The following is a 17132-nucleotide window of genomic DNA, read 5'->3' on the forward strand; positions in this document are numbered from 1 at the left end:
CCTTAATCTCTTATAAATAAAACTAGTTTAAATTACACTATTTCTCTTAAAACACTAACCGACTGTTGAAATAAATCTTCTGGGGTTGTATCCGCATTAAGAATAGTAATCCTATCAGGATTTCTTCCTGCCCAATGTAGGAAACCATCACGTATACGGTTATGAAAATCCATAGGTTCTGATTCAAATCTACCTTCTACAATGTTTAACCCTAGTGCTTCATTTCGAATACATGCTCTTTCAAGTGCTTTCTCTACGTCTATATCTAATAAAAGTGTTTTTTGGGGCCATATACCTTTTATAGCTACCTCATTAAATTCCCACAACTTACCAATATTCATACCTCGACCATAACCTTGGTATACAATAGTTGAATCAGCATAACGATCACAAAAAACTGTTTTCCCATTCATTATCGCCGGCTGTATGCACTCAGATACATGTTGAGCACGATCCGCAAGAAATAAAAAAAGTTCACTTTCTGCTGTAAGCCCTAACTCTGAAGAAAGAACAAGAGATCTTAATAAACCTCCCAACTCACAACCACCAGGCTCACGAGTAACAATAACATCTTCCCCTCTACTACTAAAGTATTCTGAAAGACGATTTATTAATGTGGTTTTCCCTGATCCTTCAATACCCTCTATAGTAATGAACACTGGCTAACCTTCTGTTTGATACTCTGATCTTCTAACTTATTACTTTCTAGTGGGGTCTTAGTTGCTTGATATAATTGGCGTTCAAGTGTTTTTTGATATGAAGACCAACCTGTCTCTCCTGATGAAATATCCTGTAGTGCTGCAATACTTTGAGCTATTTTAGCATCTAGATTATCTATATAGTGAAGAGCAAATGCTTCAGCTGTTTGAGGCAACCTTGGTGAAGCAAACTCATAAAGACCATGATGACTAAGAACAAGATGTTTAAAATGCATAGCAAGACCTTCTTCTAAGCCTGACTGTATAAGATAACTTTGAAACTTTTCAAGACTTATATTAATATGACCTATTAACCGACCTTCATCTGTATAGTTATTATCTAATCCTCCTGAAAGTTCCCATAGTTTTCCTATATCATGAAAAATGGCTCCAGCTAGTAGCGTTTGACGATCTAAACAATTATAATGATCACATATTAATAAAGATACTTTTACTACAGAAAGAATATGTTCTAATAACCCTCCAACCCATGCATGATGTACACCCTTTGCTGCAGGAGCAACTAATAGTTTTGGTTTCACCTCAGGATCATTTAATATACTAAAAACAAACCTATGCCATGGTTTATGTGTAAACTCTTTATTACATATTGCTTCTAACTCACTAAACATATCTTGTGAGTTTCTTACACTTGCAGGTAGAAACATGCCTATATCTATAGTTAGTAACTCATCTTCATCTATAATATGTAATTCTATAATATTAATTTGTAGTTGCTCTCTATAACTTTCAGCTCTTCCTTTTACATAAGCTATAATTCCAGTTGGAATTTTTGGATATTCAAGGCTCATTGGACTCCAAATACGGGCCTCTATAGTACCTGTTACATCTTTAAGTTCTAATCGCCAAAAAGGTCCATTTTTAGCTTGTTGTTGTGAACTTGCTGCAATTAAAAACAAAGATGCCACCTCTTCACTTAACGTAACATCTTTAATCCATTGATTTTTATTAAAACTTTTGTTGGAAGATTGCATTCCGTCCATGATTATCCTATATTATATCTTTTTTAACAACTTATAATAGTAATTTCTAATCTGTTCTTTAAAAATCTTCTGTTTTAGATATGATGTCAAGTTTACATTTTAATAGCTACTAGGAGGTTGCTCATGAACATTCTTTTAACAAATGATGATGGTATTCATGCTTCTGGACTACGAGCAATCTATAATGAGTTGGTGAAGTTAGGGCATAATGTATTCCCTTTTGCACCAACCGTTGAAAGATCAGGAGCAAGTAACTCCGTTTCACTTAATGTTCCATTAACTACTCAAGATGTATATGATGGAGATTTCAAAGGTACAGCTATAAATGGAACTCCTGTAGACTGTGTAAAGGTTGGGCTTGCAAAGCTTCATGAAAATCCACCGGATCTTATTATTTCTGGGATTAATGCTGGACATAATGTAGGAACAGATATTTTATATTCTGGAACAGTTGCTGCTGCTATGGAAGGATGTGTTGCAGGGATACCATCTATTGCTTTTTCTAGACCACGTGAAGAAGTGGATCCCACACAAAGCTATGCAGAACATGCTGCTAACTTACTAAAAAAAATTGACTTTTCATTAGTTCCAAAAGGCCAAATACTTAATATTAACTATCCATCTATATCTATTAAAAAAACTTTAGGAATTAAAGTATGTGCTATGTCCACACAGGGATGGGAACATAAGCTTCATAAAAAAAAGGATGATAATGGAAAACCATATTGGTTTATTTCTCCTTATATTCCATATAGTCATGGTATCTCACAAACTGATGTTTTTTTTCTCCTTGAAGGATGGATTACAATAACTCCATTAATGTTTAATATGACTGCTCAAACTACACTATCTAATCTTGAACAACACTCTTTTACATAACCTACTAAAATAAGTTATAATAACTTTATATTTTCATAAATACTATTTAATTTAGAGATGTTATTTATGCTATTTATTTCAGCGTGATGCCTTCCTTTTATAAAAAAAAATTTCTATAATACACTATTACTATGTTAGAAAGGTATCTGGTTGTTCTTATAAATACACACTCATATCACAAAGAGGTTAACTATGCCACTTACCGGACCTAAAGTCATGTTTGAAAAGGCCTACAAAGAAGGATACGCCATTGGAGCTTTTAATGTAAATAATATGGAAATTATACAAGGTATCCTTATGGCTGCAACAGAAGAAAGGGCACCAGTCATCTTACAAGTTTCTGCAGGAGCACGAAATTATGCTGGTAAAAACTATATTGTAAAACTTATTGAAGCAGGAGTATTAGATACAGATATCCCTATTGTTTTACACCTTGATCATGGTGCAGACTTTGCAATTTGTAAAACATGTATTGATGATGGTTTTACATCTGTAATGATTGATGGTTCCCATCTTCCTTTTGAAGAAAATATTGCACTCACCAAACAAGTAGTAGACTATGCACATGCACATGGAGTCTGGGTAGAAGCTGAACTTGGACGTCTTGCTGGTGTTGAAGATGATGTATCTTCAGAGCACAGCGTATACACAGATCCAGATCAGGCTGTAGAATTTGTCCAACGCTCTGGATGTGACTCATTAGCTATTGCCATTGGTACAAGTCATGGTGCATACAAATTTAAAGGTAAACCTGAACTAGATTTTGCTCGTCTTGAAACTATTGGTAATCTACTCCCAGACTTCCCATTAGTTCTACATGGTGCATCCAGTGTTTCACAACAATATGTTGATATGTGTAACAAATATGGAGGAAAAATTGCTGGCTCTGCTGGAGTCCCAGAAGAATTTCTTCGAAAAGCTGCCTCTTTAGCTGTTTGTAAAATTAATATTGACACTGATATTCGTTTAGCTATGACTGCATCTATCCGTAAATTTTTTGTAGAACATCCAGAAGAATTTGATCCCAGAAGTTACCTTAAACTTGCAAGACAAGCTGTAAAAGATATGGTACAACACAAAATTAAATATGTTTTAGGATGTGCTAATACTATTTAGCTAGACAAATCACTAAATTAACCATAATGAATGGATGAAATATCCTATCTTTTTATACGTCTTATTAACTTTAACATAAATATAACATTGCATAAGGACCTCTTCAATTATGTCAGTTCGTATTGGACTTAACGGATTTGGACGTATTGGGCGTTATCTTATAAGACTTATGGCAAATCAATCATATATGCCAGTTGTTGCAATAAATGCTCGTGCTGACAATGCATCTTTAGCTCACTTGTTTAAATATGACTCTATTCATGGACCCTTTAAAGGTTCTATTTCTTATGATGATGATGGACTTATTATTAATGGACACCATATCAATGTCTCTAGAAAAAAAGTAGGAGAGTGGATATGGAAAGATATGGATGTTAACTTAGTAGTTGAGTCTACAGGAGCTATCAAAACAAGAGATGGACTTGAAGCACACATCCAAACTGGAGCAGCAAAAGTTATTATATCTACAGCTAGCAAAGATACTGATGCCCTTATTATAATGGGAGTTAATGATTCAGACTACCTTCCCAAAGATCACCATATCCTTTCTGCTGGCTCTTGCACAACAAACTGCTTAGCGCCTGTAGTAAAAGTACTTAATGATGTATTTGGTATTGAACATGGTGTTATGACCACAATTCATTCATATACCATGAGTCAAAGAATACTTGATGGCTCTCAAAAAGATTTACGTAGAGCACGAGCTGCCACGCTTTCTCTTATTCCTACAACAACAGGAGCAGCAAAAGCTATTGGGCTTGTTATTCCTGAACTTGAAGGGAAAATTGATGGAATGGCTATCCGTGTCCCAACACCAAATGTTTCTTTAGTAGACTTCACTTGCGAACTAAAACAACCAGTTACTGTTGATGATATAAATAATACATTAAAAAATGCTGCTGAGGGGAAACTCAAAAATATTCTTGGATATTGTGATGAACCACTAGTATCTATTGATTATACAGGAGATATCCATGGTGGGGTTGTAGATGCGCTTTCAACATCTGTTATTAGCTCTAAACTTGCTAAAATCCTTGTTTGGTATGACAATGAGGCAGGTTTTACAAACCAACTCCTTAGACTTATCAATCTTGTAGAAAAATCTATGTAAAAATAATTTATTTGTAACCAAATACTATTGGATAATCTTTTCAGATTGAGCAACAATATTAGTATATTCAGAGGGTGGAATCCACTTCTTTAAAGGAGTAGTTTCTGACTTTTCTTCATTAGAAAAGTGAAGAGAAGGAATAAATTTTTTTAATACCTTTCTTAATCTACTCACATTTATCAATGTATCTATACAGGGGCCATTAGGACATTCATTAAGAAAACCATAAACAGGGAAAAAAGAAGGAATATCATGTATACCTTCCACTAAATCCCGTTCACAAGCTATACCAACAATCATCTTAGGCCTTACTTCTTTTATAATACGTCTAGCCATTGTCCCACCTGTGGCAGATAAAACTTTTACTCCTGACTCATCACGTAACTCTAATAATGAGCCAATAGGACACTTTCCACACCGAGCGCAGTTATCATTATTGTATGTCAAACGAAGTTTACAACGGCTTGCTTGTGAACAATGTGGTGCTAACACAAGAACATCATGTGGTTCATATGATAACTTTGCCTTTAATAACAACAAGTTATTTATTGCAATAAACGAGCGGCGAACTGGCTCAATTGGACCTTTTATGACTCTAACAAAAAGCTCTACCATAGGTAGTGCAAACCTAATAACTATACTTCTAAGTTTGAGAGGACTCATTACTGTCCACCCCATATAAAAATGAAGAAGTAATTCAACTGATATCCAACTAATTGGAGAAACTAGTAAAAAACAAAAAAGAATAACAAACAAAGAAACTGTAGCAGGTTGATTATTAGAACCAATAGTAAAAACTAACCATAAAGAAAATAACATAATACAAATAAGCAATGCACTTATCCCAACAAAAAATCCAACAAAAATTTTTAACTCTGCTTCATCAGTTGCAATATATTGAGATAATACATCTCTATTAATCATTTATATCTCCCTAAGTTACACATTACTCAACCTAACCATTTATTTATGATCAATCACTAAAGATATCCATTCCAAAAGTCTTTAGCAGTCATTGTTTTTCTTCCTTCAGGACGTAATGTATAAATTAAATAAGGAACATCCTTACAAGCAATAGCAATAGCATTACCTTTTAGACCTAAAATACTTCCTGGTAAAGGAGAATCACCCTCATTATACTTAAAAAGTTCATTACTACCTATTTCTCCTGGTTGAAATAATATATTTATAGGGTTACGGTTAACCAACTTAAAGCTTGTTTGAGCTCCAGGCCATGGAGTTACACCACGAACAACAGCATGAACATTTTCTGCAGGCATATCCCAATAAATACACCCATCAGACTTGGTCAACTTAGGTGCATAAGTTGCCTGTATATCATCCTGTGGGGTAGGATCAGATAAGGTCCCCTGAATAATCTGCTCAAAAATATTTATTAATAACTTTCCTCCAAGTTGAGCAAGCTTTTCATGCATTGTTGCAGCAGTATCTTCCATATTGATAGGAATCTCTTCATGGGTAAACATAGCTCCTGTGTCTAACCCTTTTTCCATACGTATAATTGTAACTCCTGTCTTCTTGTCATTATTCATAAGTGCACGTTGAATAGGTGCTGCACCACGATAACAGGGTAAAAGGGATGCATGAACATTTAAAGGGGAAATTGCGGGGATATCAAGCACTGACTGAGGCAAAATAAGTCCATAAGCTGCTACAACAAGAAGATCTGGTTTAAGAGCATATAGTTTTTCTATTTCATACTCACTCTTAAAGTTAACTGGTTGGTATACTGGTATTCTTAATGAATTAGAAAGAATTTTTACAGCTGAAAATTGAACTTTATGCCCTCGACCTACGGGTCTATCAGGCTGACAATAACTAGCTATAATATCTACTTTCCCAGATGCAACAATTTTTTGTAAAATTATTGCTGCAAACTCAGGTGTACCCATAAAAACAATACGTAGAGGTTTATTCTGTAGTATCATATAGCATTTTTTAATAATCTTTTCTTCAATCGACCATCATAAAGTTTACGTTTCAAATAACTCACTCTATCAATAAATAGTTTCCCATCTAAATGATCTATTTCATGTTGTAAACAAACTGATAACAACCCTTCTGCTTCAAAGGATACAGGATTACTATCAAGATCAATAGCATCAAGCAACACTTTAGCATGCCTTTTAACTTTTGACCTATAGTCTGGGACAGAAAGACAACCTTCTTCGCCCTCAATAAATCCAGAATCTATAACAGGTGTAATTTTAGGATTAATAAGAACCAGTAAGCTACTTTTTTGCTCTGGACCACTCACATCAACAACAATAAGACGTAAAAGATAACCAACTTGTGGAGCAGCTAGCCCTATCCCATTTGCATCATACATAGTTTGTACCATCTGTTTAGCAAGATTATGTATATCTTGTGTTATATCTTGAACTTCAAGGCTTATTTTTTGTAAACTTATATCTGGATACTGCAATATTTTTAAAGACATACTTACTCCATATAAATAAAAGTACCATTTATTATAGACTAAAAATACTATCTATATGTATTATTAGGTATGTTAACCGTTGCTAATTACAATATAATAATTATCATATTGTTGAAGTAATGCACAGTATTATATCTGTCCAGATCAAAAGAATGTATTATGTTATATAATCAACCTCTTCCCTTTTCTCCTGAAACACCTTGGCTTGCACCCATTGCTGGATGGTCTGATCTCCCATTTCGTTTGCTCTGTCGAGAACATGGAGCTGCTGTATGTTATACAGAAATGATTAGTGCTAAAGGACTCATTTACAATAATCCAGGGACAGAAAGTCTTTTAAAAACTATCCCTGAAGATAATCCTCTTATTGTACAACTTTGTGGATCTGAAGCCTCATGTATGAAAGATGCTCTTACTATACTCCTAGAAAAAGGGTATAAATGGTTTGATTGTAATATGGGGTGCTCTGTACCAAAAATAACACGTACAGGTAGTGGTGCTAGTATGATGAAAAATATTGATAACTCTATTAAGATAGCAGAGGCTATGATCCATACCGTAAACAAAAAATCTATAGGATTTAAGTTACGCTTAGGTTGGGATGAAAAGCATGAGACATGGCCCATTTTAGCAAAATTACTAGAAGAAGCTGGTGCTGGCTGGATTACTTTACATCCTCGAACTGCTCAACAAGGTTTTACAGGAACTGCAAACTGGGAAAAACTTTTAGAACTAAAACAGCAAGTAAAAATACCAGTAATTGCAAGTGGTGACTTACTCACAGCATCACATGGAGTTGATTGCATAAAAAAAACACATGTAGATACTGTAATGTATGCACGAGGAGCTTTAAAAGATCCAAATATCTTCACTAAACATAATCAAATTCTTAAAGGAAAACAGATTACTACAACCAACTCGAACAGTTTATTTTCTATGATAATGCGTCATAGTTACTTAGCATGTAAATATAGCTCTTATGATACTGCATTATTAAAAATGAGAACTATTGTTCCTAGATATATTCGTCATTTAAAAGGTGCAAAACAACTTCGTTTAAATATTATTAGTTGCCGTACATGGAGCTCATTTGAAGATATATTACAACAATTTTTAAAAAAAGAACAAGTAGCCTCCTGTAATGAAAATTAGTAACGTTTTAATATCCTTACTCTATCCATATGAGACTTCCTTGTCGGCCACACTTGCTATCACGTCGATAAGAAAAAAAAAGCTCAGGTAAAAGATACGTACAAAGATCCAAACTAAAAATATTCTTAGAAAGAATCCCTACAGATTTAAGCTGAAAACATGTTAACTCCCATAAATCCATTGTTTCTGTTTCTATAGAAAACCAAGGATCAAAATCTTCATCCCATTCTTCCTTAAAACTTGTGAACTTAGCATATGCTGGTGAAAGGCTTGGACCTCTTACAACTAAAACTTCTGATGGTTCTACTTTATAATAACTACAAAAATTTTTTACTGCTGTTTGAGGAAACTCAATACGATTTCCACGCCAACCCACATGAATAGCAGCTATATAATGGCCACTTTTATGCGCTAATAAAATAGGTTGGCAATCTGCTGTTCTAATTAATAACCCTACACCTTTTTTTGTTGTACTGATCCCATCTGCTTGTTGAGTGACCCCAGAGGCATTCCCTTTATAAAACGTTGGTTCTGATTCAAACAATAAAACATCCCCATGAACTTGCTCAACTTCAATAAGTTGGCTAATATTAGCCTGCTTCATAATTCGACGACGACCAAAAGTTTTCTTCTCTATATCAGCAGGGAAATGGTTACCCAAGTCATTGGGATAGGTCCCCTCTTTTGTTTTATCTAAACATGGAGTTTGAAATAAACAACGGACCCCTGAGACTCCTGGAAATATAAATGGAATACCAACTAAATCCATATGAAACCTAACTCTGTTATATATCCATGCATAGGTACATCAGATATACTGGGATTAAATTCTACAATTTGACTTTGATAAATCAAAGCTACCCTTACTATCCGATCCCATCCAGACTTAGAAAGAAGTTTATCATAATACCCTTTACCATAACCTAACCGAGCTCCAAAACTTGTCAATCCAACTGCTGGGACTATAATTAACTCAGGAAGATTCTTGCCAGAAACAGCAATACACCTTTTATAATCTGGCTCTAAGATCCCAAAAGGACCAACAACAAGCTCTTCCCAACCTCGACAAAGGGCAAATTCCAACTCAGGTTCACCACTTAAAATACATCTAGGTAATAATACTTGTTTTCCTTCCTGCCAGGCTTGCCTTAAAAGTGACTCTGTAGAAACCTCATTTTTTATAGAAGAATACAAAGCTACAGAGCGAGCTCTCCTCCAGACATCATCATTAAATAACTTTGCTGCAATTATACGAGAAGCACTATGAACCTCTTCAGATGAAAGTGCCTGACGGCGAATAATACAAGAGTTTCGAACAAAATCCTTATCTAGCATATACATAAGCCTTAAATATCTTTTGCAAATATCCCTTTGTCAATTATCAATCACTCTGTTACAATTAATTTTATATATTATAAACTACTTTTTATCTAAGAGAAAATGGTGTACTAACTAAGTTTTTACAATATTGTTTTACTAGTTCTGTGCAAATCAATAATTTAGATATAAATAATAATCTATAAGAATTACTATTAATTAAGATAAAGTTGCTAGTTCTGAATTAGAATAACAAAAAATAAATTTTATAACGCTCAATATGTTATTAGCATTTTCAGCCTAATGTTATTCAAAATAGTGATAAATAAAAAATGCAAAATCAATATATGGACACACCTAATGGAATATTTATACCAAAGATTATAATATAACAATTTTAAGCTGCACATGAAGATTTTACATCATCCTAACACTAATATAACATAATGCCTCTAAATATAGGTGACAAGTTCTATCTAGCTTACTAAGCTAAAGCAAAGCTAAAAAACACCTAAAAAAATAGACAAGTATACTTATGTCATAATATATCAAACAGTTCAATGATAACTAAAAGATAACAAACTGACTAAAAGTTATTAGTTATGAAGTATCGAAAAATTAGAGTATATATTGTTTTGCTTAACATTTGTGACTAAATTATATTTAATGAGATAATTAATTATTCCTTTTTATAATTGAGTATAAAACGTTATAAAAAACAACTTTTTGACGATATTGCTGTTATATGCCACTATAGCTTCTGGTATTTATAACTCTTTAAATTTGATGTACATGGATTAGCCTTAATTAAATAATATATAGTAACTAACACGTTATAACCTACAAAAAAATATGCAAAAAGTTCAACAAAATAAAAGTATTTCTAGAAATTTATCATACTATTCTCTCACTATTATTACAGTTAATTACTCTAATATTATACTAAAAAATTTACCTAAAAAGTTATGTCTAGCCTTGAATGTTCTATTATAAAACAAACCATTACAAATGATAAAAGAATAATGTCAGAAAAACATGAATATTTTCAAACAGAAAAGTCTATTTCTAGTAATAGACACAATAGCAATAATAAACCTCACGCACAATATATTCAACTTACCCTAAAAAAAGATACAATGACACAGTTAGAAGAAACTATCCCTGTAATGGCAGAGCACTCTAATCAAAAAACTGCTTCACCAACAACTCATAACCATAGCATAATTAATGAAATAGAAACTCAAGATACTCAACAGACACTTGAAAGTCAGCCTATAGTGACTCATAGCCTAACTTTACAACAAACTTCCCAAGCAACACCAGAACATTCAGAGCAAACAAGTACTAACTCATGGAGTGAAAATAATATATCTAAAAAAATACCTCATAATGTATACCAAGCTAGTACAAAAAAACTAAAAACTCGTTCACGTTCAAAAAATAAAAATAGAACAACAAAAAATTCAACACTACCTGTGCCTACAACAAATCACTTACCTGCACTTATATCCAAAAACTCTGGATTAGAACAAAATTCCCCTGAAATAAATAAAAAAATGCTTATTAGTGTTATCCCTGGTGAACAGGTAGAAGTCGCTATCTCTAGTGATGGTCAACTTTTTGAATATTTTATTGAAATGAACCATCATGCAAAAATTAGAGGTAATATTTATAAAGGTGTTATTAATAATATTGATGCAAATCTTCAGGCAGCATTTATTAACTATGGCAATACAAAAAACGGATTCCTACAAATAGATGAAGTTCACCCAGAATACTACCTTCAACCTCATGAGCCAACAAAACTAAAAAAATATCCACCTATTCAAAAAGTACTTAAAGCTGGTCAAGAAATACTTGTACAAGTTGTAAAAGAGCCTACTGGTAATAAAGGAGCTTTCCTTACCACATGGCTTTCTCTTGCTGGACGATTTCTTGTACTTACACCAGGACAAGAACAAATAGGTATTTCCAGAAAAGTAGAGGATGAAGAAGAACGTACCCGACTACGTGAACTTATTAAAGGGCTTGATCCAGGGAGCGGTCTTGGAGCAATTGTTCGAACTGTTAGTATTGGTACAAGTAAAACAACACTTCAAAAAGACCTTAGTTTTCTTAAGCGTGTTTGGAGAGAAATTCGTAAAAAAGCTACAACAGAAAAATCCCCATGTCTAATCTATGAAGAACCTGGTCTAGCTACTAGAGCCGTTCGAGATTATCTTGCTGATGATATAACTGAAATTTGGGTAGATGATCCTGAAACCAAACAAGCTATACAAGAAGTAACTACACTGCTCTTTCCCAGAAAAACAAAACTTGTACATTTATACCAAAATAACAATGAACCTCTTTGGGAACACTTTAAACTTAACAAACAAATTATACAGGTACATTCTAGAGAAGTTATAATGCCTTCCGGAGGCAGACTTGTTTTTGATCAAACAGAAGCATTAATGGCTATAGATATCAACTCAGGGAGAATTGCAGGAAAAACAAACTTTGAATCTATGGCCTATCGTACAAATATGGAGGCTGCTGCAACTATAGCTCAACAACTTCGCTTACGTGATATCGGGGGACAAATTGTTATTGATTTTATAGAAATGAAAGAACCTGCCCACTGTAGAGATGTAGAAAAAGAGCTTCAACTGGCTATGAAAGCAGATAGAGCTCGGCATGACGTAGGGAAAATGAGTTCTTTTGGCTTGTTACAAGTTGTCCGTCAACGTATTGGGTCATCTGCTATCTCTATTAGCCAGGAAACCTGTCCATACTGCCAAGGAACAGGTCAAAGACGAAATATTGAATGGCAGGCTATTCAAACTTTAAGAGAAATTCATAAAAAAATGCAACAAACTGTTACCGCTGGTAAACATGAATATATTCATACTCTAGATCAAGAACTTGGTCTTTATCTTCTTAATAATAAACGTAATCGTTTAATTGCTCTTGAACAAGAATTTGGCATTCATCTTGACATTCGTATTTCACTCCTACAAAAAATAGAAAATAGTGATTTATAAGATATGAAAAAAGTGCTTATCCATTTATGCTGTGGCCCATGTAGTATTATTCCTATACAAATACTACAAGATAAAGGCTATAAAGTTAGCGGATACTTTGCTAATCCTAACATACATCCACTATCAGAATATTTACGCCGAAGAGAAAGTACTGAAGAAGTTGCAAACAAAATGGGTATTACTATGTTTTGGCAAGATGACATCTATAATGTTTCTAACTGGTTAGAAACTGTCTATCAGAAAGGAATTGCAGATAACAAAGGTGGTCTTCGCTGCCTTTATTGCTATGATAGCCGATTAAAACTTACCCAAAAAACAGCTCAAGCTCATGGATTTGATGCATTCACAACAAGTCTTTTTTACTCAAGACATCAAAGACATGAACTTATTTTAAAAGCAGGAGAAAAAATTGAACAAGAATCTCCTAATGTTCAATTCCTCTATCAAGACTTTAGATCTGGATGGCAAAAAGGCATTGATACTGCAAAAGAATGGGGACTTTATCGACAAAATTATTGTGCTTGTATTTTTAGCGAAACAGAACGCTTCCAAAAGAAGCTTAATAAATTATCAAATGTTACTACCCCTTCTTATTAATATTCTTTTATAGAAAAAATTTAATACTAAAATTATACCTGTGCTCTAAATAGCTCTATAGATTGAGAAATACCAAAAGATGTCCCAAAAAGAAAAACTGTATCTCCAGCTAATAACTCTTCATCGGGACCAGGAGAAGCTATTATATTCTCCTTTCTACGAATACCTACAATAGTTACACCATGTTTGCGACGTAAATCTGTATGTAACAATTTCTTATTTTCCATATCAGATCCAGCTTCTACTTTACATGCTGTAACTTCAAGCCCAGAAAGAAGCTCTTCTGTCAATGAAGGTAAGTTTGCCCCATGAAAGTTTAAATCCCTCACCATCTCATAGTTTTCGCTTCGAATACTATGAACAAATTTTTCAATAGTTTGTCTAGGAATAAGGTAGTATCCAAGAACTCGAGTAAAAATTTCTATAGACGTTTCAAAATCTTCAGGGATGACATCATTTGCACCAAGCTCATGTAAATATGGGACCTCACCTAAAAATCTTGTACGTACAATAAGGTGTAAAGATGGGTTCAACTTTCTTGCTGCAGCAGTGATACCTCTAGTTGCTGCAGAATCAGAAATAACAACAACAAGTATTCTTGCTTTTTCAACCCCAAAATGCTTAAGTACTAATGGATGTGAAGCATCCCCATGGTAAATAGGCTCTTGATCTCTAAGCCTTCGGACTGTATCAGGATTCATTTCAAGAATAACATAAGGAATCCCTGTTTCTCTAGCTGTTCGTGCAAGATACTTCCCTCCTAAACCAAAACCAACTATAATAAGGTGATCTTGTAATTCTCCTTGATGAGTTAGAAGAGGTTTTTCTTGGGAATTATCATGATTAAAAAACTTCCCAATAAACCTTGCTGTCTTTGGGGCTATACTTATGAGTCCTGGAGTTAAAACCATAGTTAGGATACTAGCAGCAAGAAAATTTTGATATCCAATAGCATCAAGAAATCCATGGTCTACACCAGACTTAGCAAGAACAAAAGAAAACTCTCCAATTTGTCCCAAACTCATTGCCGCCATTATAGCAACTCTTAATGGATAACCAAGAAAAGTCATTGCAGGAATTGCTAGCAAAACTTTGATGGTGATCAATATTACTGCCAATGCAATGACACTTCCAATATGATCTATAAAAAAGTGTACATCTAGCAACATCCCTACAGCAATAAAAAAAAGACTAGTAAAAACATCTTTAAATGGCAATATACCCTCAACTACACTCATACTATATTCAGATTCTGCTAGTAGAAGTCCTGCTAAAAATGCTCCTAAAGCAAGAGATAATCCTAAATAAGCTGTACCAACAGCAACAGCTAAACAAAACCCTAAGCTGGTCATAAGAAACAATTCACGACTTCGAGTACGCATTACTTGTCTCATAAGAACTGGAACTACACGATATGCAAGAAACCAGCCACCACCTAAAATTAAAACCAACCGTCCTGCAGATAACAAAAATGAAATAGGATCAGCCTCTCCCTGCCCTGCTAATAATGGAATAGAGAGCATCATAGGGACAATAGCTAAATCCTGAAAAATTAATACAGATAAAGCAAGCCTACCATGTGGAGCTTCTGATTCACCTCTCTGTTGAAGGATACTTAAAACAATTGCTGTCGAAGAAAGAGTAGCAAGATAACCAATTAAAATACTCTGAGGGAATGTCCTTCCAAAAAGCATAGCAATACCACACATAACACCTGTGGTTAAAACAACCTGTATAGTACCTCCAACAAATACAGGTTTTTTAAGACGTGCAAGTTCTTCACCTGATAACTCCATGCCAATAGTAAAAAGAAGTAAAACAACACCTATCTCAGAAAGAAGTTCAACAGCATGGACATTTTCTACAAGCCCTAAAGCAGATGGACCACAAAGTACACCTGTTAATAAAAAACCAACAATCGCAGGAACTTTCAACCTGAGACAGATAAGCAAAACACCAATTGAAAGACAAAAAATATAAACTAGGTCTTTAAGAAAAGGAATCTCCATGTATGCCTCTTTTATTACAGCTATTTTACATATTTTTTAATACAATGAAATATAACCGTACAATAAGTATATTACAACTAGCAATTACATTAAAAATAATCTTTTTGATAAACTTATCAATAAGTACACTTACTATAAATACTACCTTAAATAAAAAATAAGAAAAAATATCTCTTAATAAAAAAAAAAGAAAAAAATACAAGTGCCTTCTTAAAAAAAAGCTGATAGACTATAATATATTCTAGTTATGTTGTGAGGCATACCCATAATGCTTTTCTCACCAATTCGTCATAAAATTGAAAATTTAAAAATTATTATTGTTGGTGCTGGTGAAGTAGGCTTTCATATTGCTCAACGTCTTTCTGAAGAACATAAGCAAGTTATTGTTATTGACACAAGCCAAGAAGCATTACGAAGAGTCCAAGAAAACTTAGATGTTCAAACTATTCATGGTTCTGGATCAAGTCCTTCCACATTAAAAACTGCAGGCATTGAAACAACAAATATTTTTCTTGCTGTTACAGATAGTGATGAAATAAATATTACAGCTACACTTTTTGCATATGCTTTATCACCCCATATTATTAATTTAGCACGAATTCGTAATGAAGAATATGCCTCTTATCCTGAACTTATTGAAAAAGGTCCATTAAATATAAGTATGCTTGTTAACCCAGAAGAAGAAGTTGTTAGAACTATTGAACGACTTCTTATGCTTCCTGGTGCAGTAGAATATGGAGAGTTTGATGGTGGACGAATTAGGTTAGTTGGTATACGTGTAATAGATGGTCCCTTAATAGATCAACAGCTCTATCACTTTCGAGATATTGTTAATAATGACGGTATAATGGTAGCTGCCATCTCAAGACAAAAAAAACTTATTATACCTAGTGGAATAGATACCATTCAAAAGGATGATATTGTATATTTTATATATAAATCCAAAAATCAAAAAGAACTTCTAAGAGTTTTAAATAAAAGCCATGGAATAATTAATGTAGCATGTATTATAGGTGGGGGTAATATTGGTGTCCGACTTGCAAAAGCTTTTGAGCAAAGAGATATTAAAGTAAAGCTGATTGATAATAATGAAGCTCGGTGTAAAAAACTTGCTGATAGATTAAATTCTACTCTTGTTTTGTATGGAGATGGCACTGATAAATCTCTTTTAGAGGAAGAACATATTGATCAAGCTGATGCATTTATAGCTGTAACAAGTAATGAAGAAGTAAATATACTTGCTTGTCTTTTAGCAAAATCGCTTGGCGTCAAAGAAGTTGTAGCAAGAGTTAATAAACATGCGTACTTACCATTAATTGAAGCTACAGGTATTAACCACATTGTAAGCCCAAGGTTATCTGCAGTAAATAGTATCCTTCATTATATACGACAAGGTGGTGTACTCTCAACTTTAACAGTTGGAGGAGAAGCCGCAGAAATTATTGAAGTATTAGTTCCTGAAACATCTAACCTTCTTAAAAAACCTATTAGTAAACTCAATTTCCCACATGGAGCCTTACTCTTAACTATATTAAGAGAAAATAAAAGCTTTATTCCTAGTGGACAAACGATTATTGAGCCTGGAGATCGTATTGTTATTATCTGTCTTAGAGAAATTATGAACCGTGTTGAACAACTACTTACAGAACCACCCCTAGAAGAAAGTACCTCTGTCACGTTATAATTAACTACTTAATAGGTATGACAAATGCTATCTAAATATAAGGGTACTTGGGACATAGAATAGATAAGCCTGTATTCCATA

Annotated in this window: 15 protein-coding genes; 7 read left to right on the plus strand and 8 right to left on the minus strand. The window is 33.8% G+C overall.

Annotation, left to right across the window (positions count from 1 at the left end):
• Nucleotides 1-32 precede the first annotated feature (32 nt).
• Both tmk and LI_RS04155 read right to left on the minus strand, forming a co-directional pair.
• Nucleotides 33-659, minus strand: a complete 627-nt coding sequence (tmk, locus tag LI_RS04150; protein WP_011526843.1) for a dTMP kinase — start codon at nucleotides 657-659, stop codon at nucleotides 33-35.
• Nucleotides 644-1702 (minus strand): 3'-5' exoribonuclease YhaM family protein, encoded by a 1059-nt coding sequence (locus LI_RS04155; protein WP_011526844.1) that lies wholly within the window; start codon nucleotides 1700-1702, stop codon nucleotides 644-646. Before LI_RS04155 ends, tmk begins: the two co-directional genes overlap by 16 nt.
• 123 nt (nucleotides 1703-1825) lie before the next feature.
• Between LI_RS04155 and surE the strand changes: the two genes are divergently transcribed.
• The 3 genes from surE (at nucleotide 1826) to gap (ending at nucleotide 4808) form a co-directional block, all read left to right on the plus strand.
• The gene (surE, locus tag LI_RS04160; protein WP_011526845.1) at nucleotides 1826-2581 is read left to right on the plus strand and encodes a 5'/3'-nucleotidase SurE; all 756 of its coding nucleotides are present in this window, start codon (nucleotides 1826-1828) and stop codon (nucleotides 2579-2581) included.
• Between the two features lie 192 nt (nucleotides 2582-2773).
• Nucleotides 2774-3697, plus strand: coding sequence for a class II fructose-1,6-bisphosphate aldolase (gene fba, locus LI_RS04165; protein WP_011526846.1), 924 nt, complete (start codon nucleotides 2774-2776; stop codon nucleotides 3695-3697).
• Between the two features lie 109 nt (nucleotides 3698-3806).
• Entirely contained in the window at nucleotides 3807-4808 is a 1002-nt protein-coding gene (gene gap / locus LI_RS04170) for a type I glyceraldehyde-3-phosphate dehydrogenase (RefSeq protein ID WP_011526847.1), read from the plus strand.
• A 24-nt stretch (nucleotides 4809-4832) separates the two neighbouring features.
• Here gap and LI_RS04175 read toward each other — a convergent pair whose 3' ends face one another.
• The 3 genes from LI_RS04175 to def are packed head-to-tail and all read right to left on the minus strand — an operon-like array spanning nucleotide 4833 to nucleotide 7269.
• On the minus strand, nucleotides 4833-5732 hold the full coding sequence (locus LI_RS04175) for a DUF116 domain-containing protein (protein ID WP_011526848.1): 900 nt from the start codon (nucleotides 5730-5732) through the stop codon (nucleotides 4833-4835).
• A 56-nt stretch (nucleotides 5733-5788) separates the two neighbouring features.
• Nucleotides 5789-6757 carry a methionyl-tRNA formyltransferase gene (fmt, locus tag LI_RS04180; RefSeq protein ID WP_011526849.1) on the minus strand — a complete coding sequence of 323 codons (969 nt, stop codon included), beginning with the start codon at nucleotides 6755-6757 and terminating at the stop codon, nucleotides 5789-5791.
• On the minus strand, nucleotides 6754-7269 hold the full coding sequence (gene def / locus LI_RS04185; protein ID WP_011526850.1) for a peptide deformylase: 516 nt from the start codon (nucleotides 7267-7269) through the stop codon (nucleotides 6754-6756). The genes fmt and def overlap by 4 nt, the downstream gene beginning before the upstream one ends.
• A gap of 159 nt (nucleotides 7270-7428) precedes the next feature.
• On the opposite strand from def, the gene LI_RS04190 reads away from it, so the two are divergent.
• The gene (locus tag LI_RS04190; RefSeq protein ID WP_011526851.1) at nucleotides 7429-8421 is read left to right on the plus strand and encodes a tRNA dihydrouridine synthase; all 993 of its coding nucleotides are present in this window, start codon (nucleotides 7429-7431) and stop codon (nucleotides 8419-8421) included.
• Nucleotides 8422-8437: 16 nt separating this feature from the next.
• Here LI_RS04190 and LI_RS04195 read toward each other — a convergent pair whose 3' ends face one another.
• Nucleotides 8438-9190 (minus strand): purine nucleoside phosphorylase YfiH/LACC1 family protein, encoded by a 753-nt coding sequence (locus LI_RS04195; protein ID WP_011526852.1) that lies wholly within the window; start codon nucleotides 9188-9190, stop codon nucleotides 8438-8440.
• Entirely contained in the window at nucleotides 9181-9756 is a 576-nt protein-coding gene (locus LI_RS04200; protein ID WP_015353780.1) for a 5-formyltetrahydrofolate cyclo-ligase, read from the minus strand. Before LI_RS04200 ends, LI_RS04195 begins: the two co-directional genes overlap by 10 nt.
• A 947-nt stretch (nucleotides 9757-10703) precedes the next feature.
• Between LI_RS04200 and LI_RS04205 the strand changes: the two genes are divergently transcribed.
• Both LI_RS04205 and LI_RS04210 read left to right on the plus strand, forming a co-directional pair.
• Nucleotides 10704-12761 (plus strand): Rne/Rng family ribonuclease, encoded by a 2058-nt coding sequence (locus LI_RS04205; protein WP_015353781.1) that lies wholly within the window; start codon nucleotides 10704-10706, stop codon nucleotides 12759-12761.
• A gap of 3 nt (nucleotides 12762-12764) precedes the next feature.
• Complete coding sequence (locus LI_RS04210) at nucleotides 12765-13358, plus strand: epoxyqueuosine reductase QueH (RefSeq protein ID WP_011526855.1); 594 nt, start codon at nucleotides 12765-12767, stop codon at nucleotides 13356-13358.
• Nucleotides 13359-13390: 32 nt separating this feature from the next.
• On the opposite strand, the gene LI_RS04215 is transcribed toward LI_RS04210, so the two are convergent.
• Nucleotides 13391-15367, minus strand: a complete 1977-nt coding sequence (locus LI_RS04215) for a cation:proton antiporter domain-containing protein (RefSeq protein WP_011526856.1) — start codon at nucleotides 15365-15367, stop codon at nucleotides 13391-13393.
• Between the two features lie 268 nt (nucleotides 15368-15635).
• Between LI_RS04215 and trkA the strand changes: the two genes are divergently transcribed.
• Entirely contained in the window at nucleotides 15636-17051 is a 1416-nt protein-coding gene (gene trkA / locus LI_RS04220) for a Trk system potassium transporter TrkA (RefSeq protein ID WP_011526857.1), read from the plus strand.
• Nucleotides 17052-17132 lie beyond the last annotated feature (81 nt).

This window comes from Lawsonia intracellularis PHE/MN1-00 (assembly GCF_000055945.1).
GTDB lineage: Bacteria > Desulfobacterota > Desulfovibrionia > Desulfovibrionales > Desulfovibrionaceae > Bilophila > Bilophila intracellularis.